Raw genomic sequence first — 26,411 nt, forward strand, 5'->3', positions numbered from 1 at the left:
CTAGCTGTAACGTGAGACCAGAATGCTAAATGTGAGTGCCATTCCTCTGGACGACATCTCTCCCATCTGGGACGACGGTTTCCTCCTGCTCTCCAAATCCCTCTTGTCGGCCGTGACGCTCGATGATTTTATCAACAAACTCAATAAGATAGATGCCAGTTTCGGCGGCGTGACCCGGGTCAATCTGATCCTCAATATGGGCACGAGCGAGGAGGCCACGTTCTGTTTTATGGGGGCGATCGGCCCAACGCATCTGGTCTGCCCCAAGGCAGAGCTGCACGTCTCCCCCCGTCCGACCAAGGAAACCCCGGAACAGGCCATCATTCTCTCTGCCGCCCGCTTTGAGAATCGTTGCTCGGCCCTCGATGCCGAAGGGGTCTACGCGGGGCTGCGCTCCTACTGCCAGCTCCCTATTACCACTGCCCGCAGCCATCTTGGTGGGGTCGAGTTTATCAACACCCGGCTCGACAACTTCACCATGGAGACGCTGGCAAAACTGACCCAGCTGGCGGCCATCGTGGCCATTGCGCTGGAAAACGTGCTCGACAAGGAGCGCACCCTGGAGCAGGCCAACTCCCTGCGCCTTGAACGGGACAGCTGCAAAATTCTGGTGGATGTCACCAATGCGGTGATCAAACTGGTGCGCATCGCCGAGCTGCCCAAGAGTCTCTTTACCATCCTGCAGCACCACTTCGCCATCAGCAGCTTGTGTCTGGCCGAGTACAACGCTACCTCCGACAGTTTCAAAAGCTATCTGGCTAACAGCGAGCACAGTGAGCAGCCGGGTATCATCGATCACTCCTGTTTCGAGCAGAAGTGCCTGCAAGGGGCGCTCGGCCACAGCGAGCCATTTTTTGTCTATCGCGATCACGGCCACGGCTGCAGCAATCGCTGCCGCTTTACCTCCCAGATCCTGCCGCCGGAAGCCGAGAGCTCCTGCATCTTGCCGCTGCGCTATCGGGGCAACCTGCTGGGGGTGTTGATCCTCTCCCACCCGAACGCCGATTTCTTTGCCGATATCGATATCTCCTTGCTGGAGCAGGTGGCGGCGCGCACGGCGATTGCCATGAACAACGTGCAGGCGCAGCAGGAGATCTCTAACACCAACGGTGCCAAAGAGAAGACCATTCGCATCAACGAGCCGCAGATGCAGGGGGAGTTCCCCCATATCATCTACCAGAGCGCGGTGATGGAGAGCGTGCTGGAGAAACTGCGGCTGGTGGCCGAGAGCGACAGTACCGTGTTGATCCTTGGCGAGACCGGCACCGGCAAGGAGCTGATCGCTCAGGCCATTCATCAACTGAGCGACCGCCGCGACCACGAGATGGTGAAGGTGAACTGCGCCGCCATTCCCACCGGTCTTATCGAGAGCGATCTGTTTGGCCACGAGAAGGGGGCCTTTACCGGCGCCCTGACCCAGCGCATCGGTCGCTTCGAGCGGGCCCACAAGGGCACTCTGTTCCTCGACGAAGTGGGGGATATGCCGCTGGATCTGCAGCCCAAACTGCTGCGGGTATTGCAGGAGCACGAGCTGGAGCGGGTGGGTAACAGCAACCCCATCGCGGTGGATGTGCGGCTGGTGGCCGCCACCAACTGCGATCTGCTCTCCATGGTCAAGAACAAGCGCTTTAGAAGCGACCTTTACTACCGCCTCAACGTCTTTCCCATCGAGCTGCCGCCCCTGCGCGAGCGGCGCGAAGACATTCCGCTACTGGTCAATTTCTTTATCAAGAAGATTGCCAAGCGGATGCGCCGCACCATCACTTCGATCCCCGCCGATGCCATGAAGATGCTGGTGTCGCTGCCCTGGTACGGCAATATCCGCGAGCTGGAGAACGTCATCGAACGCGCCGTGGTGATGACCCGTGGCCATGTGCTCAACCTCTCGCCGGACGAGCTGATGCCCCTCAAGGGCTACCACAAGATTGAGACCCTGGTCTATGACGAGCCCACCTCGTCGCTGTTTGCCAACGAGGCCCCCCATGATGAACGCGAGGCGATCATCGCCGCCCTGCGCGACTGCAACGGCATCGTCGCCGGTGAGCGGGGGGCCGCTGCGCGCCTTGGAATGAAGCGCACCACATTGCTCTCCAAGATGAAGCGGCTTGGCATCTCGGCCCGGGATCCCGAGATCATCGATGGGGTCACGCCATGAGGGGAGCAGCAGATGCCGCCCTGCCGGAGTTGAAGCCTGAGCAGAGCGAGCTGGCCCGCTGCGCTATCCACCGCGAGGTGGTGCACTACCGCGCCGATACGGTAACCAGTGACAGCGAGATGGAGCTGCCCTCCGAGACGCCGGTGGTGCTGGTCTATAACGGCATCGCTCACAGTGTGATGATGTGCTCGGCCTCCGATCTGGAGGATTTCGCCATCGGCTTTTCTCTTTCGGAGGGGATCATCGACAGCCTGCTCGATATTCACGACATCGATCAGATTGACGGCTGTCAGGGGATTGAGCTGCATATCACCCTGGCCAATCGCTGCGTTCATCGCCTCAAAGAGAAGCGGCGCACCATGGCGGGCCGTACCGGTTGTGGTATCTGCGGCAGCGAGAGTCTGGATCAGGTGATCCGCAGCCAGCCAAGGCTGCCCGACAGCCAGCGTCTGGCGGTGGGCCATATCGACAAGGTGCTGACCGCGCTGCGCCCGCTTCAACTATTGGGGCAGCGCACCGGCGCCACCCATGCGGCGGTACATCTGGATGGGGAGGGCAACATTCTCGCCATCCGTGAGGATGTAGGGCGCCATATTGCGCTGGACAAGCTGGTAGGGCATCTGCAGCGCAGCGGTCGGCGGGATGGCGCCATTCTGGTGACCAGCCGCGCCAGCTTCGAGATGGTGCAAAAGTGCGCCAGCGCCGGGGTAGAGATCTTGCTCGCTATCTCGGCGGCCACTGAACTGGCGGTCGAGCGGGCCGAGCAGACCGGGCTGACCCTGGTGGGCTTTTGCCGCCCCGGGCGGGCCGAGATCTACAGCGGCTGCCAACGTATTGTGCTGGCGTGACTGTCGGGGGCGCATAGTAAGGGCGCGGCGGGCTCGATATGCCCGCCGCGCAGTGAGCGTCAGTTGGCCATCCGGTCATGACCACCCGGCGCGAGTCAGGAAAAGAGAATGCAAAAAGCCCGCTCAATTGAGCGCAATGCTGATCAGTTAAGGATCCATTGACCGATCCTTCTGCTGTAGGACAATCCGGAACCAATCATTGGTTCCGGATTTTTTTATGTCTATTGCAAACGACCTGAGCGATGTTATTGAAGCATCTGGCGACATGCTGGCCCGGTTGGCAATTTTTGCCGACCATATTCCCGACGAATGGATTACTGCCGCTGCCGCCTTGTCTGAAAAGGCCACTATCCGCCGACGCCGCTTACCTGCTGATATGGTCTTGTGGCTCGTCGTGGGGATGGCCTTTTTTCGCAATGAGCCCATCTCCGAGGTCGCTCGGCGCCTCAACATCTGTGCCGAAGGTTTGGCAAATGATGCCTTGCTCGCTGACAGTGCCCTGTCTCAAGCCCGTCAGCGACTCGGCAAACAGCCGCTCGAGTGGCTATTCAAGCAGTGTGCTGATGTGTGGGGGCGGGAACGTTATCCTGAAGACCAGTTGCACGGCTTACAAGTCTTTGCTATCGATGGCGCCCTGTTCCGAACCTAGGATATGCCTGAACTCAGAGCGCATTTCGGCTCGGGTAACACCTCAACCAACCGGCAAACCCCCTACCCGATGCTGCGGTTGGTCACGCTGATGAATGTCCGTTCGCATGTCATTGCCAACGCGGCCATCAGCCCGTACCGCAAAGGGGAAATCCCCCTGGCCAGCGAGTTCATTCAATCATTGCCGGACAATTCGGTAACCCTGCTGGATAAAGGTTTCTTCGGTGCCGACCTGTTGCTGCGTATTCAGGCCGAAGACACCCATCGTCACTGGCTCATCCCGGAGCGCAAGGGGCTGGTGTATACAGAACTTGAACGCTATGGCGACGGTGACCGTCTGTTGCAAATGAAGGTCTCACCTCAGGCACGCAAGAAAAACCCGGCGTTGCCGACGCACTGGCAAGTTCGTGCAGTGACCTATGAGGTGGCAGGCAAGGAGAAAACGGTATTTACCTCACTGCCCGTGGCGCGATTCAGCGCAGCGCAGGTGGCGACCCTGTACCACGAGCGCTGGGAAATCGAGCTGGGATACCGGGATATCAAAAGCTCAATGCAGCACAATTCCATCACGCTGAGAAGCAAGAAAGTGGACTTGGTCTATCAGGAGCTGTGGGGTTTGCTGCTTGGATACAATCTGGTCAGGCGGGAGGCGAGCCAGGCAGCGGTAGTCCATCAGCGAGCACCCAATGAGGTGAGCTTCAAATTTGCCTGTCAGTTCATAGCGAACCAGATGGCGGTGATGGCTGGCGCGCTATCGCCAGCGCATACGCCGCGGAGATTGGCGGAGTTGCGGGGCAGCATAGGCGTCATGTTCATAGAAAAACGCCCCAGGCCATCGAGACCCAGGGCGGTGAAGATATCAAAGACCCGTTTTCCGGTAGATCGCAATGCGGCTCCGCTTAAGTGAACAGCATTGCGCTCAATTGAGCGGGCTTTTTAGAATTTGGTGCGTCCTAGTGGATTCGAACCACCGACCCCCACCATGTCAAGGTGATGCTCTAACCAGCTGAGCTAAGGACGCAGGGTGCGCAATGCGACTTTTATTTCTTTATGCAGAAGTGGTGGGTTTAATTGGATTCGAACCAACGACCCCTACCATGTCAAGGTAGTGCTCTAACCAACTGAGCTATAAACCCACATCTGGAATATCTGCAAAGTTTTGAAACTGAATGGTGCGTCCTAGTGGATTCGAACCACCGACCCCCACCATGTCAAGATGACCCCGCTATAGTATCCACTTCATTCATAAACGTCAATATCAATCGTCTATTTCAACATATTTCAAGCAGTTACAGATAAATTTACTTGGACTCACATGCAAATTTCAGCTGTTTATGGTCAAGCACGTTTCCATTTTGGGCACAAAATAGGCACAATTATAGTGTTTCTTAAATGACCACCACCTTGTTGAGGTGGGTATGCATATGAAGCCCAGTGATTACTCGAATTTTTGTGACCGGTTGCTAGAAAGTGGTCGGTATGAGCAGGTCAGTGTTTCGAGTTTGAGGCTGGATCGGGTCTGTCAAACGGTGCTGGATGGGGCCTCATTTGTAGCCTCGTTGCGGGGGGGGGCCACTACAATTTACGCAGGCTGATCATGGGGCCGCGATACTCGATAGTGTCCAAAATCCGATCATGGCGTACCGCCCAAAAGGCAGTGATCACATTTCGATTGTCAGTGGGGTGTTCTCATACCATCGTCTTCTGCAACAACAGGCAACGAGCAGGCCAGTAGAAGTCGTTCCCGTATTTCTGCTTGATAAACCACCAAAACCAGACATTCGGGAATTACTAGTTTTACACGAACTCACTCACAGCCTATTGCGCCAATGTTTTACTCACTCATCAGCGACGATCGCGGATTTTCTCTATTGCTGGTTCGATTGCGACCATGACAGCAGTCTGTTTTCAATGGATAAATGGCAGATACTGTTCCCCCAGTTGACGACAAAAACCGATCTTTGTCACTGGCTGGCACTGAGCTCCAAAACATTTATTCCTAGCGGTGGCCATCGCAATGATCCAGTTTGAGTTGCTGCCGAAACTGATCGCCCATTTTCGTCTCTATTCAGATCATGTCTGCTTGGATCTCGAGGAGTTTGAGATCGAAGAGGTACTCATCCCATGGTTGGAGAAAATTCAGGCGCCCGCCTCGCTGCGAGGTCTAGGGCGAGTTTGCCACGCCCTTCATCGGCTGTCTCAGGATTCGGTGGTAAAACAGCGGCTCGAACACATATTTGGTGTACCAGATTGGTTTTTACCTGGGCTAGGTTTTTCAATTAATTTTTCAGATCCAAAACGTGAAGCCGAGTTTCTGAATATCAAAATGGGGAGTGGGTGGTGTGAGGATGCTCCATTTTATGCGTGGCTGTTTCGCCTCACAAATTACAACAAAAACCCAATAGCCGTAGAGCTGCAGATCGTGTTTCTCGAACACTATTTCAAAACCCTGGTTGAGTTGAACGACCCACACCTCAGCGCGGGCAGCAAGACAAGAGAACAGGAGGTGTGCAGTGCTACGCGGTTAGTTTTTGATGAGCGCAATCAAGATTTTGAAATACTGTTAAATCAATTGGTTCCTAATGATCTCGATTGCGTCAAAAAACTAGCCTTTCAAGTCGAGCTGTTCTGCAAAAATCAGCAGATCCGAATTGAGGTGAAAAATCGCAACTATTTACGCGCATTTGTTCATTTTTTGTTAGGTAACTGGGGTGTAGGGCGTCATCGAGGAAGGCAAGGACTGACCAGAATGATTGCCCGTCGTTATAACAAAACGCAAACCTCGTTTATCCAGGGTCAAGATGCCTCTATCCAAGAAATTCTCCCAAGCCTCCCTTATGAATTGGATAAGGATGGTGTGGACGTGGATGACTTTTACCCACAGCAACTATATGTTTCGCTGGATAGCGATTGTACTGAAGAGCGAGATGCGAAGGAGTTGTCTGCGGTAGAGCGAATTTTGATCCCGTATTGATTAGAAATAAAAGTATTGATGTCACCCATAAGGTCAGGCGTGGCCAGAATGTTGTCCTGCAAAATACTGAATTACTAAAGTCAGGTGATCTGGTCCGATTTATTGGTTTCTTGCAACGACCAGCGACCAAAGAGCACCAACTCATGGCGTTGGCATATTGGTCGATGCTGCTGATTGGAAAGTCTCCCGCTGATTTGGCAAATTTGTTTGTTTTTGATGATTTGCGGATGCTCAGAGCGGGTCTTTATGTGGATCCTGATGGGGATGGATGGTGGTGTTTTCCAATCAACTATTCAGCAAAGCCTAGGCTGGGTGATGAGAAACGAGGACTAATAGTAACGTCAGACCATGCGTTTACCCCATGTCATGGTTTCTATATGGAACTGTTTCGCAAGCATTATGGCGGAGGGTTTGTACCGCTGATCGCTTCGGATATCACAACCGCATCGTTGGCCAAGCACCTTAAAAAATACTCTGATCACCTGCCAAGTGGCCAGCGAGTCAGTTTGGATAAGATCTATTCATTTATCGAACGATTTTGTTTTGCAGCGAGCTCAATTGACCCTGTTGTGCTTGATTTTAGCTATCACTTAGCTTTGAGTCGTACACGTGTGACACGTAGCTATGTATGCATTGATGATCAACACCGGCTGAGCGCGTTGAGCAAGCTATGGTGCGATATTACCCAATATGCACGATCGGCAGACCCTTCCCTACAGTGCCCCACATTTTTTGAGCCACGTCCTTGGCATCAGCGGCAACACCTAGGTTCGACCTTTACCCCATCTCAGGCAGCATGCATTGCGTGGGTCAGTCACCTGCGCACGTCGCTCAATGAATCTGCTCCCTCGGGGATATACCCTTTACCTCAGGTTATTCAGTATCACAATGCCTATGCTGCCTACACAGCATTTCTGTTGATGTTCGCCACAGGGTATCGGGCGGTGCATAACCCATTACCTTCGCTGGCCCTGCACCTGCGAGCCTACCGCTTGCTTGGGATCAGTGATAAAGACGATGCAGATTTTACCCATGCCAGATTAGTGTGCATGCCGGAGCTGTTAGATCGGCAATTGAGGCATTACAACAAGCACCTGCAGATACTGGCACAGATGCTGCGGTGTCGGGTGCCGACATTAGCAGCCACTGTTGATTGTTTGTTAACCATGGATGAGCAGCTATTGTCACTGGGGATCGTGGATGCTAGCCAGTGGTATAAAACCGTACGCAATTCTAGACGAGAGCTTGGCCCGCTATTCCATTTCAAATCGGTGAATCGACAGTGGCAGGCGGTAAATTTGTTCCCCAAGGCACTATCGGATTTTCTACCGCTTGAGCTCAGACTGCCGTCAAATGCGGGTCGGCATTGGATGAAGTCTCAACTTATTCAACGCAGTGTTGATCCTGAGTTGATTGATTGGCAGATGGGTCATTGGATGACGGGTCATGCCCCATTGGGATATTACTCTGCATTGAGCCACGTTGAGGTCAGTCGCTACCTTGCTCCCATACTCGATGAAATGCTCCAGGAGGTCGGATGGGAAGCGTTGCCATCGAAGATTATTTGAATCTACTCACCAAGCCAGAACATTATGAGAAGTTTTGCCAGTTGCTTCATGCTCAACTGAGTCAGTTTGTAGTGGTCTAATCATCCCGGACACCATTTTAGGTGGTACAGTCGCCACCATGACCTGAGGTGTTCAATGACAAGATTACGTCGCTCATTTACTGCTGAATTCAAACTCGAAGCCGCATCCCTGGTGCTCGACCAGGGATATTCTGTCACCGAAGCCAGCCGTTCACTGGATGTCGGTGAAACCGTACTGCGCCGCTGGGTTCAGCAACTGCAATCCGAACGAACCGGCACAACCCCTATCAGTAAAGCGCTGACTCCGGAGCAGCAAAAAATCCAGGAGCTGGAAGCTCGCATCAACCGGCTCGAGCGCGAAAAGGACATTCTAAAAAAGGCTACGGCTCTCTTGATGACGGACGAGTTCACACGTACGCGCTGATAGACCAATTAAGAGAGCAAGCCCCCATAACCCTGGTCTGCTGCGCTTTCGATGTTCCAACATCCTGTTTTTACGACTATCTGGCTCGCAAGCGGACGATTAACCGTGAGCGGATACAGCAACGCAGCGAGTTGCGCCGGTTGTTCAAAGAGAGCAGGAGCTCGGCAGGCAGCCGCGCCTTGATGTTGATGATGCGGGAGTTGGGGCATCAAATTGGTCGATTCAAAGTACGTAACCTGATGAAGGAAGCCGGGCTGGCATCCAAACAGCCGGGCGCACACCGTTATAAGGTTGGCCAATCTGAACGACCGGATATTCCCAATCTGCTGGCCCGTGAATTTGATGTTCCGCAACCTAACCATGTGTGGTGTGGCGATATCACCTACGTCTGGGCCGGTGGTCGTTGGCATTACCTGGCCGCAGTGCTCGACCTGTATACCCGGCGGGTCGTGGGCTGGGCGATGTCTGACAAACCTGATGCAGAATTGGCAATAAAAGCACTGGAAATGGCCTATCAGCAACGAGGGTGCCCATCTGGCGTGCTGTTTCACTCTGACCAGGGTAGCCAATACGGCAGCCGGGCATTTCGGCAACGACTGTGGCGCTATCGCATGACCCAGAGCATGAGTCGGCGTGGTAACTGCTGGGATAACGCCCCGATGGAGCGGTTGTTTAGAAGTCTTAAAAAAGAGTGGGTACCGGCAACGGGATACATGAGCGTGCAGGAGGCAAAGCGGGATATCAGTTATTACCTGATGGATTACTACAACTGGCGGCGTCCACATCGCCACAATGACGGGACACCGCCAGCAAAAGCCGAGGTTCGGCCTAACCAAGTGTCCGGATTTAGTTGACCACTACAATCCCTTCAGGCTTCTGTCATAGACCAGCCCCTCTGGGGCGTAGTGAGTCAGGTAGTGGTTGATATCCCGTGACGCCTGTTGGCGGCCGATATTGAAGGCGGTCATCAAATGATTGGTAGTCAGCCGTCCTTCCCACTGCAACACGATTTCCAGCAGACGAAAACGCAGGGTTTGATCCCAGGTGAGCTCCTTGGGTGTCATATGTGCTCCAAAATGCGACATGTGTATGTAACCAGTATCGGCATGAGTATACAGGCTACATATAATGAGGCCATCGAAATGAGCGCCAAAGGAGCATGTCATGAACGGGAAGCTGGACAGTGCATACAGCCATCATGCCGCGTGCCGGATGTAGCAGCGTGGCATTGCTTCCGAGCTGGTGGAGCTATTTTTGAGCATCGGGCGCTCTGCTTATCACCAGGGGCGCGAACTGGTTTATCTCGATCGCAAAGGGTTGGTCATGCTGCAAGCCGAGTGCGGATTGCCAGCGGAATACTGCCAGCGTCTGCGCCGTCACTATCTGGTACTGCAAGACGGAGAGATTGTCACCGTCGGTCATAAAACCACTCATTTCAAACGCGATCGTCACTGAGGCGCTATGAACTCAAATCTGTTATCGGGTCAGGCGGCCATGCCCCTGATCAAGGGGATCTGTTGCCTGTTGTCAGCCGAGCGAGTCACCGAGCTGACATCTTTGCTTAGCAAAGGAGCGTCTCACCAAGAGGATGAAACGTCACCGTTGGCAGTCATGACGGCGTTGGCGATCCATATCGAGCAACATCGGTTGGATCGTACGTCACAGCCCATCTATCTGGGGCGTGAGCAACTGATGGCCGGTGCTGCCGACTTGCTGGGAGGAGATGCCTGTTTTGAAGATCAGGATGCGTTTCGCTTGCTGGCGTTGCTACTCGATAAATTGCTGCGGGGAGGGCGTGGTAGTCGTCAGGCCAAGTTGGATGGACTCACGCCAAGCGTGATGGAGCTGCGGGGGCTGGCGGCCAGCGCACCGAATAGCGGTGCCGTGATGCGCGGCAGCTGGCGACGCAAGTCACGCAATCAGCTGGGCCATGCCAGCTGGCTGGATGTGGTTGAAGCAGCCCTCTGGTGCTTCTGGCATAGTGACTCCCTGGCCAGCGGTGAAGTATTGCTCGGTGTACTGCTGGGCCGGGATGAGCGGGTGCGGTTGGTTTATGGTCTACTGTCTGGCGCTTTCTATCTGTCAGATCGGGCGGATTGAAGAGGCCGGGCAGTCGTTACCCCGCCATCTTGCGGCTGATTAACCAGCCAGCTCAACTAGCGGATAACAGGCATCACCCCACAGGGTATCGGGATGGGCCATCATCAACTCGATAATCACCGGTACCAGTTTGCCGAGCAGGTTGGCACAATCCTTCAGTTGTTTGCGATTGACCGAGCTGTTCCAGGTCGCACCGCCATGGATCAGCTGGTTGCGCAGGGTATAGAGACGGTTAAAGACCACGCCCAGCAACTGCGGTGTGTTGCCGCTGGCAAGCGCCAGGGTCGCCATCTTCTTGCCCTTTGCCAGCCGCTCTTTCCACTGGGCTTCGCTTATCTTACCGCTGTGATAATCCCAGAAGCTTTGCAGCACAAAAGGGGTGTCCAGCAGCATGCGGATACTGCCCGAGAACTCCTGCCAGACCAGCTGCTCGATCTGCTTGTGCTCATCCAGGTCGCACAATTTTTCCAGAAAACCTTTGAAGGTCTCCTGCTCGGAGAGGCGACGATCGTCATCGATTTCAGTGGCATAAGCCGCATTGAACGCAATCCAGAGAAAGATAAAGCGACCATCTTCATCTTCGGCCATTTCGGCGCGCTGCAGCCAGCTTAAGGCACGATGAACCCGCAGGTTGAGGTTGCCGGGGGAGTGTTCACGCAGTGTGCGGTGACGGGTTTTCAACTGTTCAAAGTTCAACGACGATCTCCTTTTCTATCGGATGGATAGCTGGCATCTGCGGCTACGCAATCAGCTTACGGTATGGCTTCGGGCTAATGTGCATGTGGCGAATCAGCTTGAGTGGCCATCTGCTCATGATGGTCACTTCCCAACTACATCCCTGAGCTTTGCCATTGCTAGCTCAACCATGGTGGCTGGTTTTTTTTCCAGTGACGAATGACTGCACTCGGGACAGACCTCAAACCAGTTGTAGCCTCGTACCATTACGTCACTCTTGGGGGCGACCGTCTTGTGCCAGCCACATTTGGGGCAGTGAAAGGTAGAAGGGGGCGGGGGAATAGGCATAGGATCCTCAACAAGTTCCGTTTTGGTCCAATTTACCACAGTGCCGGCTTGTTGAGTGAAGCTGTTTTCTGCATGTTGCATCGAACATCCCCGTTCTTTCAGAACGGGATTAGGTCAAATAAGGTTCTTGATGGCTATGTCCCAATGATGTGTTGAAAGGCTCATATTCAAGTAGGCCATCAGAGATTACAGCGTTCTTCGGGTTGAACAACGGGATGGGGATATCCGGGGTTATATGGCTGGCAAGGGGAGGTAACGGGGTGGTATGACAGGATGAGCAGCTGTTGGGGTGATACGAATAGAGGCCAATAAAAAATCCGAAACCAACTCACGTGGTTTCGGATTTTTTCAGATCTGGAGGACCGATAAAAAGATCCCAAGCTGATGGTGATTACGCCCGGAGGCGCGTTTTATATCACCCGGGTATCAGCCTTTGAACTTGCTGAACACCAGAGAGGCGTTGGTACCGCCAAAGCCAAAGCTGTTGGACATGATGGTATTGAGCTCGGCCTCTTCGTACTCGCGTACGATGGGCAGACCTTCAGCCTTCTCGTCCAGGGTCTCGATGTTGATGCTGGGGGCAATAAAGCCGTGTTCCATCATCAGCAGGGAGTAGACAGCCTCATGCACGCCTGCGGCGCCCAGCGCATGGCCGGTCATCGCCTTGGTGGCGGAGATCTTGGGGCCCTTGGTGCCAAACAGTGTCTGGATAGCTTCCAGTTCTTTGGTATCACCAACCGGAGTGGAGGTGCCGTGGGTGTTGATGTAATCAACAGTGCCAACACCTTGCATCGCCATCTTCATGCAACGCACCGCGCCTTCACCGCTCGGGGCAACCATGTCGTAGCCATCGGAGGTGGCACCGTAACCGGTCAGTTCGGCATAGATGTGAGCACCACGGGCCAGCGCATGTTCCAGCTCTTCAACGACCAGAATGCCACCGCCACCGGAGATAACGAAACCGTCGCGGTTCGCATCATAGGTACGGGAGGCTTTTTCCGGGGTGTCGTTGTACTTGGTGGAGAGGGCGCCCATGGCGTCAAACTGGATGGTAGAGGACCAGTCCAGCTCTTCACCGCCGCCAGCGAAGACCACATCCTGTTTGCCAAGCTGGATCAGCTCCATGGCGTGACCGATGCAGTGAGCAGAGGTGGCGCAGGCAGAGCTGATGGAGTAGTTGACACCCTTGATCTGGAACGGGGTCGCGAGGCAGGCAGAGGTGGTGGAAGACATGGTGCGCGGCACCATGTAAGGACCCACACGCTTGACCCCTTTCTCACGGGCGATGTCCACAGATTCTGAGGTGTTTTTGCCGGAGGCTCCACCTGAACCGACCACCAGGCCGGTACGCTCGTTGGAAACCTGATCTTCCGCCAGACCGGCATCTTCAATGGCCTGCTGCATGGAGAGGTAGGCGTAGGCCGCAGCGTCACCCATGAAACGCATGACTTTACGGTCGATCAGTTCAGACGGCTCGAGTTTGATGTTACCCCAGACACGGCTGCGCAGGCTGTGCTGCTCGAACTGCTCGGAATAGGTGATGCCGGATTTACCTGCTTTCAGGGAGGCCAGCACTTCTTCCTTGTTGTTGCCGATACTGGAGATGACGCCGATACCGGTGATCACTGCTCTTCTCATTAATTCATCTCGTCTGGAAAAACTGGCACCAAGTCTACCCGCTTTCAGCTGCCAAACTGGTCTGCTTTCACTTAGTAGGTAGAGAAGGTGTGCTTATGGTGAGTGCGAGAGCTTATCACGCTGCCTATCAGGTGTCAGTAACGGGAGAGCTCATCCATCTGTCGTGGCAGAGTGAACGCTTGGTGGTCTCAATCAACCTGGTAGCCTGGTGTAGCTGCGGGCCTGCGACGGTGAACAACCGCTGCAACCCCCAGGCAAGCACGGGGAACTGCGCTATTGCGTCATGCCTCGCCCCAACGTGATGAGCGCAGTTGTGCTGAAGATGAAAGGTTATGGCAGGACGGCGTTGACCTTGGGGCTGTCTCCCGAGGCCCGGGATATATAGCGCAGATATCAACGCACGCTGTTGAATTATCATAATGATAATGGCCAGCCAGATTATATCATTTCAACCCCTGTAGAACGGGCTGAATGATAATTCTCACCCCCATCGGGCGAGACAATTTATTTATGATTATCTGGGGGGTAATGCGTTGGTCAGATGTATCTGGCGTTTCATGGAATAAATCGCTGAAATAGCAGCTGTTTTTGTGGGTGGTATCACATACTTTCGCCATTTATTAATATCTGCCAGCATTTTATTAGCTTGGCATGGTTATTGATTGCCTTACATCGACGCTAACCGATGAGCTCACCCACAACCGGGATGCTGGTGACATCGTGAGTGAAAGGGGAGCTATCCATATCTCATCCAATGATTGGGGCGAACGATGAAAGCAGTTAACGAATTAATCAAAGAGATCAGAGCACTCAAATCCAACCTGCATGAAAAAGATTTTCTGCTGACCTGGGAGCAAACTCCTCAGGAGCTGGAGCTGGTATTGAAACTGGCCGAATCCCTCAAGACCCTGCGCGCCGAAAATATCTGCACCAAACTGTTTAACAGCGGGCTCGGTATCTCGGTTTTCCGCGATAACTCCACCCGAACCCGCTTCTCTTACGCCTCTGCGCTGAACCTGCTCGGTCTGGCCCAGCAGGATCTGGATGAGGGCAAATCCCAGATCGCCCATGGCGAAACCGTCCGTGAAACCGCCAACATGATCTCGTTTTGCGCCGATGCCATCGGGATCCGTGACGACATGTTCCTCGGTGCCGGTAACGCCTATATGCGCGAAGTGGGCGCCGCATTGGATGAAGGATTCGAGAAGGGCGTGCTGCCCCAGCGTCCGGCGCTGGTCAACCTGCAGTGCGACATTGATCACCCGACCCAGTCGATGGCTGATCTCGCCTGGTTGCAGGAGCACTTCGGCAGCCTGGAGAGCCTCAAGGGCAAGAAGATTGCCATGACCTGGGCCTACTCCCCGAGCTACGGCAAGCCGCTCTCCGTGCCCCAGGGCATCATCGGCCTGATGACCCGTTTCGGCATGGATGTGACCCTGGCCCACCCGGAAGGGTATGACCTGATCCCGGACGTGATCGAAGTGGCCAAAGAGAATGCCAAGGCCTCCGGCGGCAGCTTCCGTCAGGTTACCTCCATGGAAGAGGCGTTCAAGGACGCCGATATCGTCTATCCCAAGTCCTGGGCCCCCTACAAGGTGATGGAGCAGCGCACCGAGCTGCTGCGTGCCAATGATCACGCTGGCCTCAAGGAGCTGGAGAAACATTGTCTGGAGCAGAACGCCAAGCACAAGGATTGGCACTGCACCGAGGAGATGATGAAACTCACCAAGAGGGGCGAAGCGCTCTATATGCACTGCCTGCCAGCAGATATTTCCGGTGTCTCCTGCAAAGAGGGTGAAGTGACTGAGGGGGTATTCGAGAAATACCGTATCGCCACTTACAAAGAGGCGAGCTGGAAGCCCTATATTATCGCCGCCATGATCATGGCCCGTAAATTCTCCGCTCCGGCCGAAACCCTGGAAAATCTGCTTAAAGAGGCGCAGAAACGGGTGAAATAAATAACAGCAGGGCAGGGTGAATATTCATCCTGCCCACGCTGTCGAACCCATTATTTCGAGTTTTCTCCCCGTGGCATCTGAATAACGGATCTCCCGGCGAGGCAGCTCTTTGTCAGGTAACGCCTAGTGAGGTAAGCATGTCCCAATTTTCTTTGAAGATGGATATTGCCGATAACCGCTTTTTTACCGCCGAGCCATCACCGCTGTTTTCCCGTGTTGAAGCACAAAAGGCTCGTGCCTTTCATAAAAAACTGGCCGGTTATGAGCCGACCCCCCTGTGCGACCTTATCGATCTGGCCGCCTATATCGGGGTGAAAAATATATTGGTCAAGGACGAGTCAAAGCGCTTTGGCCTCAATGCCTTCAAGATGCTGGGTGGCGTTTATGCCATCGCCAACCTGCTCTGTGAAAAATATGGGGTGGCTATCGAGGATTTCTCCTTTGATCTCATCAAACGCACCATCAAGGAGCCGATGACCTTCGCCACCACCACAGATGGCAACCATGGTCGCGGCGTTGCCTGGGCTGCCAAGCAGGTGGGCCAGCATGCGGTGGTCTACATGCCCAAGGGCTCAGCCCAGGAGCGGGTGGATCACATCCTCAACCTCGGTGCCGAGTGCATCGTTACCGACATGAACTATGACGACACCGTGCGCCTGACCATGAAGATGGCCGAAGAGCGCGGCTGGCACATAGTGCAGGACACCGCCTGGGAGGGTTACACCAAGATCCCTACTTGGATCATGCAGGGTTACTCCACCCTGGCCGACGAAGCGGTCGAGCAGATGCAGGATATGGGCATCAAGCAGCCCACTCACGTGCTGCTGCAGGCCGGGGTAGGGGCGCTGGCGGGCGGGGTGCTCGGTTATCTGGTTGACTGCTTCGGGGCAAAAAACCTGCACAGCATAGTGGTCGAGCCGGATCAGGCCGACTGCATCTACCGCTCCGGCGTGGCGGGGGAGATGGTCAACGTGGGGGGCGACATGCGCACCATCATGGCCGGTCTCGCCTGTGGCGAACCCAACCCCCTCGGCTGGCCACTGCTCAGAAGCTGCACCACCCAGTTCATCTCCTGTGACGACAAGGTGTCGGCGCTGGGCATGCGGGTGCTGGGCAACCCCCTTGGCAATGACCCCCGCATTATTTCCGGCGAATCCGGCTCGGTCGGCACCGGTGTGTTGGCGGCAGTACGTCACCACCCGGATCGCGCGGCGCTGATGGTGCGTCTCGGGCTGGATAGCAACTCGGTGGTACTGATCATCAACACCGAAGGGGATACCGATGTGACCCACTACCGGGAAGTGGTGTGGGAAGGCAAGCATCCAGCCTGCGAGTAATTCCGGCTGCGAGTCACTCCCTGCAAGAGCAGAGACACGAATTAAAGAACAGATCGCGCCTCGCCAACGGGGCGCGGTAACGGGCACAGGGCGCTGCCGACGAACAGGCCGCGCACTCTCAGTTGTTATGGAGAATCACAATGAGCAAGCAAATTCCGTTTGAAATGGTGTTGGAGAAGGCCTACCAGTACAAGGCCGAGATGAGTCAGTTCCTGCGCGACATGATCGCCATCCCGAGCGAGAGCTGCGATGAAGAGCGGGTGGTACTGCGCATCAAGCAGGAGATGGAGAAGGTTGGCTTTGACAAGGTCGAGATCGACCCCATGGGCAACGTGCTGGGCTATATCGGCCACGGCCCGCACCTGATCGCCATGGATGCCCACATCGATACCGTCGGTGTTGGCAACCGCGCCAACTGGACCTTCGACCCCTATGAGGGGATGGAAGATCACGAGATCATCGGCGGCCGTGGCGCCTCCGATCAGGAAGGGGGCATGGCCTCCATGGTTTATGCCGGCAAGATCATCAAGGATCTGGGGCTGGAAGATAAATACACCCTGCTGGTGACCGGTACTGTGCAGGAGGAGGACTGCGACGGTCTGTGCTGGCAGTACATCATCGAGCAGAGCAAGATCCGCCCCGAGTTTGTGGTCAGTACCGAACCGACCGACTGCCAGATCTACCGAGGCCAGCGTGGCCGCATGGAGATCCGCGTCGAGGTGCAGGGTGTCAGTTGCCACGGCTCCGCGCCGGAGCGCGGTGACAACGCCATCTTCAAGATGGGCCCCATCCTCGGCGAATTGCAGGAGCTCAGCCACAACCTTGGCAATGACGACTTCCTCGGCAAGGGCACCCTGACCGTCTCCGAGATCTTCTTCACTTCACCAAGCCGCTGCGCCGTGGCGGACAGCTGCGCCGTCTCCATCGACCGCCGTCTCACCTGGGGCGAGAGCTGGCAAGGTGCGCTGGACGAGATCCGCGCCCTGCCTGCGGTGCAAGCCGCCGGTGCCGAGGTCTCCATGTACCAGTACGATCGTCCGGCCTACACAGGTCTGGTCTATCCGACCGAGTGCTACTTCCCGACCTGGAAAGTGGAAGAGGATCACATCACAGTCCGGACCCTCTCCAAGGCCTATCGCGAGCTGTTCCGCAAAGAGCCGGTGGTGGACAAGTGGACCTTCTCTACCAACGGGGTCTCCATCATGGGTCGTCACGGTATTCCGGTCATCGGCTTTGGCCCGGGTAAAGAGCCGGAAGCCCACGCGCCGAACGAGAAGACCTGGAAAGAGCATCTGGTCAAGTGCGCTGCCATGTACGCCGTGATCCCCATGCTCTATCTGGCCGAGCTGGACAAATAAGGAGTCTGCCGGGGGGTGACCGCTATCGCCGCCCGGCTGTTGCAAGTGCCCCGTCTGTGGCAGGCGGGGCCTTGGTGTTTGAAGCGATGGGAGGTGCGAGGTGGTGGGGATGAAACGGCTGATAAAAAACGGTGTGCTGGTCGATCCACAAGGGGAGTATCGTCAGGATCTGCTGATCGATAACGGGGTGATCCGCGCCCGTGCTGCTGATATCCAGCCCGATGGCGAGACCGAGCTGATCGATGCTAGCGGCTGCTACGTGATGCCGGGCGGCATCGACGTCCATACCCACTTCAACATCGACGTCGGCATCGCCCGCAGTTGCGATGATTTTTTCAGCGGTACTCGTGCCGCCGCTTGTGGTGGTACTACTTCCATCATCGACCACATGGGATTTGGCCCGGCGGGGTGCAATTTGCATCACCAGCTGGCCCGCTATCACGACTACGCCGCCGATCAGGCGGTGATCGACTACAGCTTTCATGGCGTGATCCAGCATGTGGATGACGCCATCCTTAATGAGATGGCCGCCATGGTGCAGGAGGAGGGGATCAGCAGCTTCAAGCTCTACCTCACCTACCAGTACAAGCTGGGGGACCATGACGTGCTGCGCGCGCTGGCTCGCCTCAAAGAGGTGGGGGCGCTCGCCACCGTCCATCCCGAGAACGATGCCGCCATCGCGACGCGCCGTGCGGCCCTGTTGGCCGCTGGCCACCATGAGCCCTGGTATCACCCGCAAAGCCGTCCGCTGGAGTGCGAGGCGGAGGCGATCGCCCGGATGATCAATCTGGCGGGTCTCGCGGGCAATGCGCCGCTCTATATCGTCCACCTCTCCAACGGACTGGGGCTGGAGTACCTCAAGCTGGCTCGCCGTCAGGGTCAGCCGGTCTGGGTCGAGACCTGTCCGCAGTATCTGCTGCTCGATGACGCCTGCTACTACCGCGAAGACGGGGTCGACTTCCTGTTGAGCCCGCCGCTGCGCGGGCGCAGCGAGCAGGACAAGCTGTGGGTCGGCATAGCTACGGGCGATATCGACACGGTAGCAACCGATCACTGCAACTTCTCCCACGCCCAGCGCATGACCCTCTCGGGCGGCGATTTCAGCCGCTGCCCCAACGGCTTGCCCGGGGTCGAGAACCGGATGTTGCTGCTTTTCGCTCATGGGGTGCTAAGTGGGCGCATCTCGCCGTCGCGCTTCGTGGCGCTCACCAGCGCCAATTCGGCGCGCCTGTTTGGCCTCTGGCCGCGCAAGGGCAATTTGCAGCCGGGGGCCGACGCCGATCTGGTGTTGATGGATCCCCGTGGCGAGACCCAGATCCGCCACGCTGCGCTGCATGACAACGGCGACTACAGCCCCTACGAGGGGATGCGCTGTCCCGGTCAGATCAGGATGACCCTTAGTCGCGGCGAGATCGTGGCCCGCGATGGCGAGTTTACCGGACAACGGGGTCATGGCCGCTTTCTGGCCCGGGCACCGTTTGATCCGGTACTTGGCGCGACGGTCGGTTCGCAAAAGTATTCACCCGAGAATTTAATGGCCCGTTGAGGCGGATCTCTGCGGCTTTCGCCGCAGCAACACAACGACAGGCAGAACAACTACAGGGAGCCGGTATGGCGCCGGTTTGTCCCATCATTGGAGATAACAAGATGAAACAGCGTATCGTACTGGCCCTGGGGGGCAACGCTCTGGGTAACAACTTGCCAGAACAGATGAAAGCGGTGCAGAGCACGGCGCACACCATCGCCGACCTGATCGCCGAGGGTCATGAGGTGGTGGTCACCCACGGCAACGGCCCGCAGGTGGGGATGATCCAGCAGGCATTCGAGGTGGCGGCCCGCTATGAGCCGAAATCCCCCCATCTACCGATGTCGGTCTGCGTGGCTCTGAGTCAGGGCTACATCGGTTATGACCTGCAAAACGCCCTGCGCGAAGCCTTGCTGGAGCGCGGCATCCACAAGCCGGTCGCTACTCTGGTGACGCAAGTTGAGGTGGATAAAAACGATCCCGCCTTCCTCGATCCCAGCAAACCCATCGGCGGTTTCTTCAGCAAGGAGGAGGCCGAGGTACTGATGGCGCAGGGTGAGCACCTCAAGGAGGATGCCGGTCGTGGTTATCGCCGGGTGGTGGCATCTCCCAAGCCCATTAACATTATCGAAAAAGAGACAGTCACCGCCATGCTGGCCGCCGGTCAGGTGGTGATCACCGTCGGGGGGGGCGGTATTCCGGTGCTGCGGGAGGGCAACCACCTGCGTGGTGCCAGCGCAGTGATCGACAAGGATTGGGCCAGTGCCAAGCTGGCGGAACTGATTGATGCCGACATGCTGATCATCCTCACTGCGGTGGAGAAAGTCGCCATCAACTTCGGCAAGCCCGATGTGCAGTGGCTCGATACCCTGAGCGTGGCCGATGCCAACAGCTTTATCGCCCAGGGGCAGTTTGCCAAGGGCTCCATGTTGCCCAAGGTGGAGGCAGCGCTTTCCTTTGCCACCTCCCTGCCGGGGCGCAAATCCCTCATCACCTTGCTGGAGAAAGCCGCCGAGGGGATCGCTGGCAAGACCGGCACCCTGATCAGCCAGTAACTGGCGTCTCTACGGTTGATATATGCGCAGGGGGCCTTGGCCCCCTGCTGTTTTTTGGCAAGGGCGCCACTTTGGCTGAGCTCGATTTGCCCACGGGCAATTTGTCCGTAGGCTATTTGCCACGTAGATCGTGGGCAGCCCGCCAGCACAGGGGTAAGATGGCCACCCCGAGAAGGGGTGACCAACCAGAATAAAAGGCGAAAGGCAGAGCAATGCGTGGTACGAAATGAGCACAAAGATCAATATGGCGGCGCTGGGGGGGTTAGTCCTGCTCACCGCCATCTGGAGTTACAGCTGGATCGTGATGAAGCAGGTGATGCTCTACGCGGGGGCCTTCGAGTTCACCGCCCTGCGCTGCCTGTGCGGTTCCCTGGTGTTATTGCTGGTGCAGGCCCTGCGCGGCCGCCGTTACCTCAAACCCACCCCGTTTCGCTATACCCTCGCCATCGCCCTGTTCCAGACCTGCGGCATGGTGGGGCTGGCCCAGTGGGCCCTGATCAGCGGCGGGGCGGGCAAGGTGGCCATTTTGAGTTACACCATGCCGTTCTGGGTGGTGATCTTCGCGGCGCTCTTTTTGGGGGAGCGGTTGCGCAAGTTGCACTATCTGGCGGTCGGGGTGGCCGCCTGCGGGCTGCTGTTGGTGATCCAGCCCTGGCTGCTGCACCTTGAATCCCTCAAGAGCGCGCTGCTGGGGATTGCCTCCGGCATCTGCTGGGGGATCAGCGCTATCATCGCCAAGCGGATGTATGCCCGCCACCCCGGAGTGGATCTGATGTCCCTCACCACCTGGCAGATGATCTACGCCACTATCGTGATGACGTTGGTGGCGGCGCTGGTGCCAGAGCGGCCCATCGACTGGCAGCCCTATGTGATGGGGGCGCTGGCCTATAGCGCCATCTTCGCCACCGCCATTGCCTGGAGTCTCTGGCTGTTTGTGCTGAAAAAACTGCCGGCAGGGGTAGCCAGCCTCAGCACCCTGGCGGTGCCGGTGACTGGCGTGCTGCTCTCCTGGTGGCTGCTTGGGGAAAATCCGGGGCCGGTAGAGGGGAGCGGTATTGGCCTTATCGTGCTGGCGCTGTTGGTGATCAGCCGCAAGGGCAAGCGCTCCGTGGTGTCGGTGGCGGGTGAGACCCGTATCAAGCACGGTTGAGCGGTTAGCGATCCGGCGCTGGGGTTAGTTTGGCGTGGTTCAAGGCGCTCTTAAAAGAGCCCGCGACAGCAGAGCAACCTCTCGTTACTATGTCGTTACATAGCTGCGTTGGAACGCAGGTATATGATTCAATGTAATTATTTCAACGAACGTAACGGCAAGGATGAAACCGTATGATGACGCTGATGTGGTTGGCCATAGGCCTGGTGTGTCTGGTGGTGGGGGCTGAATCTCTGGTGCGAGGGGCATCGCGCCTCGCCACCATGATGGGTATCTCCCCGCTGGTGGTGGGATTGACCATAGTCGCTTTTGGGACCAGTGCCCCTGAACTGGCGGTGAGCATTCAGTCTGGCCTCGAGGGACAGGCGGGTATCGCGGTGGGTAACGTGGTCGGCAGCAATATCTTCAACGTGCTGTTTATTCTCGGCGTCTCGGCCTTGATTGTGCCGTTGGTAGTTTCGCAGCAGCTGGTGCGTTTCGATGTGCCGTTGATGATCGCCATTTCAGTGCTGGTGCTGCTGTTTGGTTGGGATGGCCGGATCTCAGCCTTCGAAGGGGCGCTGCTGTTTGCTGGTGTCGTCGCCTATACCGTGTTTCTGTTTGTCCAGAGTCGCCGTGAAACCAAGGCGGTACAGGCGGAATATGAGCAGGAGTTTGGCCAGAAGGAGCCCGAGACGCCCCACAGCTTGCCCCGCAATCTGCTCTTTATCGTGGCGGGATTGGGGATGTTGATCCTTGGCTCCCGCCTGCTGGTCAGCAGCGCGGTGGAGATTGCCCACTACTTCGGGGTGAGCGATCTGGTGATTGGCCTCACTATAGTGGCCGTCGGCACCTCACTGCCGGAGGTAGTGACCTCCATCGTCGCCGCCTTGCGCGGGGAGCGGGATATCGCGGTGGGCAACGTGGTAGGCAGCAACATTTTCAATATTCTCTGCGTGCTGGGGCTCACCTCCATGGTGACGCCGGGAGGGCTCGAGGTGTCGGCCACCGCCCTGCAGTTCGATATTCCGGTGATGATTGCGGTGGCGCTCGCCTGCTTGCCCATCTTCTTCACCGGTTACACCATCGCCCGTTGGGAAGGGGCGCTGTTTCTGGCCTTTTACATCGGCTACACCACCTGGCTGATCCTGCACGCCACATCTAATCCGCTGCAAAGCCAGTTCAGTGCGGCGCTGACCGGTTTCGTGCTGCCGCTGACCGCTATCACTCTGGTGGTGCTGTCGGTGCGTGCCTGGCGTTTGCAACGAACCCCGTCGTGATGCAGACCTCCCTGAGGTAAAGGGAGCGGCATAACCCGACAGATCGAAAAAAGCCCCACCATCACGGTGGGGCTTTTTCTTGGTGAGGGGGACGCGCTGTGCCCTTATCTGCGCTTGGCCAGGTGCATCATGGCTTCCAGCACTGCGCCACCAATAGCGCGGGCCTTGTCAGAGACGGTGGTGGCATCGGCGCGCTCGCCTCTGGGGTCGATATCGCCAATCTTGAAGCCGACTGGTACTTCGATGCCATCGCTCAGCAACCCCCGCACCATGCCAGAGAGCGGCGCGATAATGGGAGCATCCCCCACATGGGCAATCACATCCCCCTCCTGCACCAGATCGCCGAGCTTGATCAGGCTCTTCATCACCCCGGGGGCGGGGGCGCGCACCACCCGGCGGGCGGAGTGACCCTCGATCACCCCGGGAATGCCTGTGTTGGGCTGGGCGGGGCCCTGATAGATAACTCGGCCCAGATGATGGCCGCGGTTGGTTTCGATCACCGCATCGCAGTCGCGTCCTGCCTCAAAGCCCGGGCCAAGGGCCACCGTGATGGGGGCCATCTCCTTGTGGGTGCCGAGGTTCTGCTTGGCGAGGATGGCATCCACCAGATAGCGCGGTTTGAGCTCGGCGAGGGTGGCGCACTCGGGGTCAACCAGCAGCGGAATGATGCCCCGATCCAGCTGCTCGAACGCCTGCTCGACACTCTCGACCCGCTTGGCGCGCACCCCCTCGACGCTTGTTTCGCCGTCGAACATCCCCTGGGCGAAGGCGACGGTGCGACGGATCACCGTGGGTTTGTCGAGATCCAGCATCACCACCTTGAAGCCAGCATTGTGCAGCCGCAACGCGACGCCGGTGGCGATATCGCCGGAGCCGCGCATCACCACCAGTTGATCCCGCTTGAGGCGCACATCGTCTTGCATCAGGCCACCCGCCTTGCCGTTTTTCACCTGCAGCAGCTCGGCGAGGATGCTGATGGCGATCTCCTCGGGAGTCTCGGCACCTATGTTGTAGCCGATGGGAGCGTGCAGCCGCTGCAGTTGGGTCTGGCTTATCCCTTGCTGGCGCAGGGCCTGGGTGAAGGTCTGCACCTTGCGCTTGCTGGCGAGCAGCCCCAGATAGGCGAGGGGACGGCTGATCAGCCGATCCAGCGCCTCCTTGTCCTGATGGTTGGTGGCGATGATGACGAAGTTGGCAGGCTCGATGGCCAGCGCCTCGATCACCGTGCTGATGGTATCGGCCTGCTTGAGGTGAGTACCGGCGGGGAAGTGATCGGGGTTGAGGCTCCCTTCAAAACAGTCGCCCACATGGATATCAAAACCCAGCGGCGCGGCGGCATGGGCCAGCGCCCGGTTGACGTGACCTGCGCCGATCAGTACCAGACGGGGGCGCAGGCCATAGACATCGATATAGACCGACATGGCGCCACCGCAGTCCGACCCCACCGCATGTTCGCCGTTGCGGGCCATCCGCCCGTGGAAGATGCGGGGCTTGCGCTCACCAATGGCCGCCACCGCCTCTTCGATCACCAGCCGTTCAATCATGCCGCCGCCGATGGTGCCGAGGATCTGGCCATCGGCCATCACCAGCATCTGGGCCTGATGGCGGGGAGTGGAGCCGCGGCTCTCGATGATCTGGGCAATGGCGAACGGAGTGTTCTCCTGTTCCAGTCGGGCTGCGTGTGAAAAAAGATTCATAAGGTACCTCTTCTTATCCTTAAACCATCATGGGCGAGGCGGCTGAGCCTCATCCTGGGCGAAGTAGCCGAGTGCGTGGCGAATGGGCTGTGGCTCGCGTACTGCCCCCTGCCAGATGGCGTGGAGCTCGGGATGCCGGGCCAGCAGGTTTATCAATGGCTGCTGCCATGACGCCTCATTTTGATAATCGCCATTGATAAACCAGATCCGGCGTGCCTTGGCCGGGGTGCCCTTGAACATCCCTTGAGGGTGGCAGATCAGCTGGTGAAACAGCATCCAGTCGAGGGGGGCACCGGCCTCTATCCCGCACAGGGCCTGGAGTTCGGCCCAGCGGTGGATCTGCTGCGGGTCCGCCTTGGCCCCCACCATGGCGCCGCCCGTCAGGGCGATCACCCAATCACTGCTCTGGGGAATGCAAGGTTCGTGCAAAGCGGGCACTTTCAATAACTTGTGATTGGCGCCATCCGCTTCGACCAGGATGAGATCGAAGCGCTGCTGCCCCTTGATGAGATCAACCTGCTGGGGCGTGGGGCCCGCCACCTTGCCGCTGGCCTGATCGATATGGCTGAACAGGGCGACCAGGGTCGGTTCATCGGGCAGTTGTTGGCAGCGGGTCAGCTGGCGGACGGGGTCGGCTTCCAGGATCAATTCCCGATAGTGTGACGGGGCAGGCAGAAACATCCGGGTGGTGGTGGTAATTAGCACCCTCTTACCCTGTTTATAAAAATATTCCGCCAGCCAGAACAGGGTGCTGGTTTTTCCACCGGCCCCGCAGAGGCTAATTAAGGTGGTATGGCTATCAATATTTTTGGTGAGCGGGTTTAATAGCAGTTCTATATCTGGAAATGCGACAGCAACAGCGTGTGGTAGCGACATAATGACGACCAAAATAAATATCGAAGGGAGTGGAAAACAACGTTGCCAGGAACAAGTGCAGTGTGACTGTATAATAACGGCGGCGGGTTTATCTTCCCGAATGGGTACCTGGAAAATGATGCTACCTTATTGCCAGGGAACAATGCTTGATGCAAGTCTCAAAAATGCCCTGGCCTTTTGTCAGCGGGTTATTCTGGTGGTGGGCCATCGTGGCGAGGAGCTTCAAGCGCGCTATCTTGAGCGGCCGGATATTGTTGTCGTCCACAACCCCGACTATCAGCAGGGGCTGGGCAGTTCGATCCGCTGCGCCCTGGCGGCCAGTGACGCAGATTACCTCTTTATCAGCCACGGGGATCTCCCCTGTATCCCGCGCGATATCTATCAACAGCTATGGTTGGAACGGGGCCGGGAGGCGCTCTTTCCCACCTGGCATGGGGAGGCGGGCCATCCGGTGTTGCTGCCAAAATCCCTTGCCCGCGAGCTGGCAGCAGCCCCGGTGCAGCCGTCGGTACGGCGCTGGTTGCAAGGGCATTCCCACCGTCTGGTACCGGTCGACAGCCCCGCCATCCTGTTTGATGTGGATACCCCGGAGCGTTATCAGGCGCTGCTGGGCGGTGCGCTGGAAAATGAGCGTGAGCGCGCGAAATAACCCCGTTTTAAAAAGATAACGGGGAGATAAATGGCGTATCAAAGTGATATTTCTCGCGCTTTAGTTGATAGGGCGAGCTCTTGTTAAGCCGCTGGCTGAATAAATTCTTGAGTGATTGATAACTACTCGCAACACCCATAATGGTGGCT

At 57.0% G+C, this 26,411-nt stretch carries 20 protein-coding genes, 2 tRNA genes and 1 pseudogene; 16 read left to right on the plus strand and 7 right to left on the minus strand.

All coding sequences use genetic code 11. From position 1 onward, the window contains the following. Positions 1-22: 22 nt before the first annotated feature. The 3 genes and pseudogenes from CK911_RS06090 to CK911_RS06100 all read left to right on the plus strand — a co-directional run bounded on the left by CK911_RS06090 (position 23) and on the right by CK911_RS06100 (position 4,558). The gene (locus CK911_RS06090) at positions 23-2,155 is read left to right on the plus strand and encodes a sigma 54-interacting transcriptional regulator (RefSeq protein ID WP_098969336.1); all 2,133 of its coding nucleotides are present in this window, start codon (positions 23-25) and stop codon (positions 2,153-2,155) included. Next, positions 2,152-3,003 carry a formate dehydrogenase accessory sulfurtransferase FdhD gene (gene fdhD / locus CK911_RS06095; protein ID WP_253860384.1) on the plus strand — a complete coding sequence of 284 codons (852 nt, stop codon included), beginning with the start codon at positions 2,152-2,154 and terminating at the stop codon, positions 3,001-3,003. Before CK911_RS06090 ends, fdhD begins: the two co-directional genes overlap by 4 nt. Before the next feature lie 217 nt (positions 3,004-3,220). Continuing rightward, positions 3,221-4,558 (plus strand): annotated as a pseudogene (locus CK911_RS06100) (IS4 family transposase). Positions 4,559-4,595: 37 nt separating this feature from the next. Here CK911_RS06100 and CK911_RS06105 read toward each other — a convergent pair. Together CK911_RS06105 and CK911_RS06110 are read right to left on the minus strand one after the other, a co-directional pair. Then, a tRNA-Val gene (locus CK911_RS06105) sits at positions 4,596-4,672 on the minus strand. A gap of 38 nt (positions 4,673-4,710) precedes the next feature. Then, positions 4,711-4,787 (minus strand) — tRNA-Val (locus CK911_RS06110). An 881-nt stretch (positions 4,788-5,668) separates the two neighbouring features. Between CK911_RS06110 and CK911_RS06115 the strand changes: the two genes are divergently transcribed. From CK911_RS06115 to CK911_RS06125, 3 genes are all read left to right on the plus strand, one after another. Then, entirely contained in the window at positions 5,669-6,625 is a 957-nt protein-coding gene (locus tag CK911_RS06115) for a hypothetical protein (RefSeq protein ID WP_157774537.1), read from the plus strand. A 143-nt stretch (positions 6,626-6,768) separates the two neighbouring features. Further along, positions 6,769-8,193, plus strand: a complete 1,425-nt coding sequence (locus CK911_RS21130) for a hypothetical protein (protein ID WP_157774538.1) — start codon at positions 6,769-6,771, stop codon at positions 8,191-8,193. A 135-nt stretch (positions 8,194-8,328) separates the two neighbouring features. Next, positions 8,329-9,491, plus strand: a protein-coding gene (locus CK911_RS06125) for an IS3 family transposase (RefSeq protein ID WP_098969339.1) whose coding sequence is annotated in 2 segments (ribosomal slippage) — positions 8,329-8,584 and positions 8,584-9,491 — 1,164 coding nt in all. Because the reading frame shifts where the segments join, the coding sequence is not laid out codon by codon here. A gap of 3 nt (positions 9,492-9,494) precedes the next feature. Here the strand turns inward: CK911_RS06125 and CK911_RS06130 are convergent. After that, positions 9,495-9,701, minus strand: coding sequence for a hypothetical protein (locus CK911_RS06130; RefSeq protein WP_253860385.1), 207 nt, complete (start codon positions 9,699-9,701; stop codon positions 9,495-9,497). Between the two features lie 190 nt (positions 9,702-9,891). Between CK911_RS06130 and CK911_RS06135 the strand changes: the two genes are divergently transcribed. Both CK911_RS06135 and CK911_RS21495 read left to right on the plus strand, forming a co-directional pair. Next, positions 9,892-10,092, plus strand: coding sequence for a DUF4258 domain-containing protein (locus CK911_RS06135; RefSeq protein ID WP_253860386.1), 201 nt, complete (start codon positions 9,892-9,894; stop codon positions 10,090-10,092). A 6-nt stretch (positions 10,093-10,098) separates the two neighbouring features. Next, positions 10,099-10,737 (plus strand): ADP-ribosylglycohydrolase, encoded by a 639-nt coding sequence (locus CK911_RS21495; protein WP_253860387.1) that lies wholly within the window; start codon positions 10,099-10,101, stop codon positions 10,735-10,737. 39 nt (positions 10,738-10,776) lie between these two features. Here the strand turns inward: CK911_RS21495 and CK911_RS06145 are convergent, their stop codons facing one another. Further along, positions 10,777-11,433, minus strand: coding sequence for a HEPN domain-containing protein (locus tag CK911_RS06145; RefSeq protein WP_098969340.1), 657 nt, complete (start codon positions 11,431-11,433; stop codon positions 10,777-10,779). Positions 11,434-12,186: 753 nt separating this feature from the next. After that, positions 12,187-13,398: a beta-ketoacyl-ACP synthase I gene (gene fabB / locus CK911_RS06155; protein WP_042021771.1), complete on the minus strand. Its 1,212-nt coding sequence runs from the start codon at positions 13,396-13,398 to the stop codon at positions 12,187-12,189. A 770-nt stretch (positions 13,399-14,168) separates the two neighbouring features. Between fabB and ygeW the strand changes: the two genes are divergently transcribed. The 7 genes from ygeW to CK911_RS06195 all read left to right on the plus strand — a co-directional run bounded on the left by ygeW (position 14,169) and on the right by CK911_RS06195 (position 23,040). Continuing rightward, on the plus strand, positions 14,169-15,356 hold the full coding sequence (gene ygeW / locus CK911_RS06165; protein ID WP_098969342.1) for a knotted carbamoyltransferase YgeW: 1,188 nt from the start codon (positions 14,169-14,171) through the stop codon (positions 15,354-15,356). 137 nt (positions 15,357-15,493) lie between these two features. Beyond that, entirely contained in the window at positions 15,494-16,693 is a 1,200-nt protein-coding gene (gene dpaL / locus CK911_RS06170; protein ID WP_042021775.1) for a diaminopropionate ammonia-lyase, read from the plus strand. 140 nt (positions 16,694-16,833) lie between these two features. Further along, positions 16,834-18,051 carry a YgeY family selenium metabolism-linked hydrolase gene (locus CK911_RS06175; RefSeq protein ID WP_098969343.1) on the plus strand — a complete coding sequence of 406 codons (1,218 nt, stop codon included), beginning with the start codon at positions 16,834-16,836 and terminating at the stop codon, positions 18,049-18,051. A gap of 109 nt (positions 18,052-18,160) precedes the next feature. Next, the gene (gene hydA, locus CK911_RS06180) at positions 18,161-19,597 is read left to right on the plus strand and encodes a dihydropyrimidinase (protein WP_098969344.1); all 1,437 of its coding nucleotides are present in this window, start codon (positions 18,161-18,163) and stop codon (positions 19,595-19,597) included. A gap of 101 nt (positions 19,598-19,698) precedes the next feature. Then, a complete protein-coding gene (gene arcC / locus CK911_RS06185) occupies positions 19,699-20,631 on the plus strand; it encodes a carbamate kinase (protein WP_098972485.1) in 933 nt (310 codons plus the stop codon). Between the two features lie 226 nt (positions 20,632-20,857). After that, complete coding sequence (locus CK911_RS06190; protein WP_042021784.1) at positions 20,858-21,781, plus strand: DMT family transporter; 924 nt, start codon at positions 20,858-20,860, stop codon at positions 21,779-21,781. Between the two features lie 173 nt (positions 21,782-21,954). Beyond that, positions 21,955-23,040 (plus strand): calcium/sodium antiporter, encoded by a 1,086-nt coding sequence (locus CK911_RS06195; protein ID WP_098969345.1) that lies wholly within the window; start codon positions 21,955-21,957, stop codon positions 23,038-23,040. A gap of 104 nt (positions 23,041-23,144) precedes the next feature. On the opposite strand, the gene yqeB is transcribed toward CK911_RS06195, so the two are convergent. Together yqeB and yqeC are read right to left on the minus strand one after the other, a co-directional pair. Next, positions 23,145-24,737 (minus strand): selenium-dependent molybdenum cofactor biosynthesis protein YqeB, encoded by a 1,593-nt coding sequence (gene yqeB, locus CK911_RS06200; RefSeq protein WP_098969346.1) that lies wholly within the window; start codon positions 24,735-24,737, stop codon positions 23,145-23,147. A 27-nt stretch (positions 24,738-24,764) separates the two neighbouring features. Beyond that, positions 24,765-25,613: a selenium cofactor biosynthesis protein YqeC gene (yqeC, locus tag CK911_RS06205; RefSeq protein WP_098969347.1), complete on the minus strand. Its 849-nt coding sequence runs from the start codon at positions 25,611-25,613 to the stop codon at positions 24,765-24,767. A 118-nt stretch (positions 25,614-25,731) separates the two neighbouring features. On the opposite strand from yqeC, the gene CK911_RS06210 reads away from it, so the two are divergent. After that, the gene (locus CK911_RS06210; protein WP_253860411.1) at positions 25,732-26,262 is read left to right on the plus strand and encodes an NTP transferase domain-containing protein; all 531 of its coding nucleotides are present in this window, start codon (positions 25,732-25,734) and stop codon (positions 26,260-26,262) included. Positions 26,263-26,411 lie beyond the last annotated feature (149 nt).

Origin of the sequence: Aeromonas sp. CU5, assembly GCF_002586745.1 — a bacterium.
Classification (GTDB): domain Bacteria; phylum Pseudomonadota; class Gammaproteobacteria; order Enterobacterales; family Aeromonadaceae; genus Aeromonas; species Aeromonas sobria.

Bases quoted from the DNA above. Each gene is read 5' to 3' on its own strand.
- CK911_RS06090 (WP_098969336.1), top strand. From the start codon at position 23: ATGCTAAATGTGAGTGCCATTCCTCTGGACGACATCTCTCCCATCTGG.
- fdhD (WP_253860384.1), top strand. From the start codon at position 2,152: ATGAGGGGAGCAGCAGATGCCGCCCTGCCGGAGTTGAAGCCTGAGCAG.
- CK911_RS06115 (WP_157774537.1), top strand. From the start codon at position 5,669: ATGATCCAGTTTGAGTTGCTGCCGAAACTGATCGCCCATTTTCGTCTC.
- CK911_RS21130 (WP_157774538.1), top strand. From the start codon at position 6,769: ATGGCGTTGGCATATTGGTCGATGCTGCTGATTGGAAAGTCTCCCGCT.
- CK911_RS06130 (WP_253860385.1), bottom strand. From the start codon at position 9,701: ATGACACCCAAGGAGCTCACCTGGGATCAAACCCTGCGTTTTCGTCTG.
- CK911_RS21495 (WP_253860387.1), top strand. From the start codon at position 10,099: ATGAACTCAAATCTGTTATCGGGTCAGGCGGCCATGCCCCTGATCAAG.
- fabB (WP_042021771.1), bottom strand. From the start codon at position 13,398: ATGAGAAGAGCAGTGATCACCGGTATCGGCGTCATCTCCAGTATCGGC.
- ygeW (WP_098969342.1), top strand. From the start codon at position 14,169: ATGAAAGCAGTTAACGAATTAATCAAAGAGATCAGAGCACTCAAATCC.
- dpaL (WP_042021775.1), top strand. From the start codon at position 15,494: ATGTCCCAATTTTCTTTGAAGATGGATATTGCCGATAACCGCTTTTTT.
- CK911_RS06175 (WP_098969343.1), top strand. From the start codon at position 16,834: ATGAGCAAGCAAATTCCGTTTGAAATGGTGTTGGAGAAGGCCTACCAG.
- hydA (WP_098969344.1), top strand. From the start codon at position 18,161: ATGAAACGGCTGATAAAAAACGGTGTGCTGGTCGATCCACAAGGGGAG.
- arcC (WP_098972485.1), top strand. From the start codon at position 19,699: ATGAAACAGCGTATCGTACTGGCCCTGGGGGGCAACGCTCTGGGTAAC.
- CK911_RS06190 (WP_042021784.1), top strand. From the start codon at position 20,858: ATGAGCACAAAGATCAATATGGCGGCGCTGGGGGGGTTAGTCCTGCTC.
- CK911_RS06195 (WP_098969345.1), top strand. From the start codon at position 21,955: ATGATGACGCTGATGTGGTTGGCCATAGGCCTGGTGTGTCTGGTGGTG.
- yqeB (WP_098969346.1), bottom strand. From the start codon at position 24,737: ATGAATCTTTTTTCACACGCAGCCCGACTGGAACAGGAGAACACTCCG.
- yqeC (WP_098969347.1), bottom strand. From the start codon at position 25,613: ATGTCGCTACCACACGCTGTTGCTGTCGCATTTCCAGATATAGAACTG.
- CK911_RS06210 (WP_253860411.1), top strand. From the start codon at position 25,732: ATGCTACCTTATTGCCAGGGAACAATGCTTGATGCAAGTCTCAAAAAT.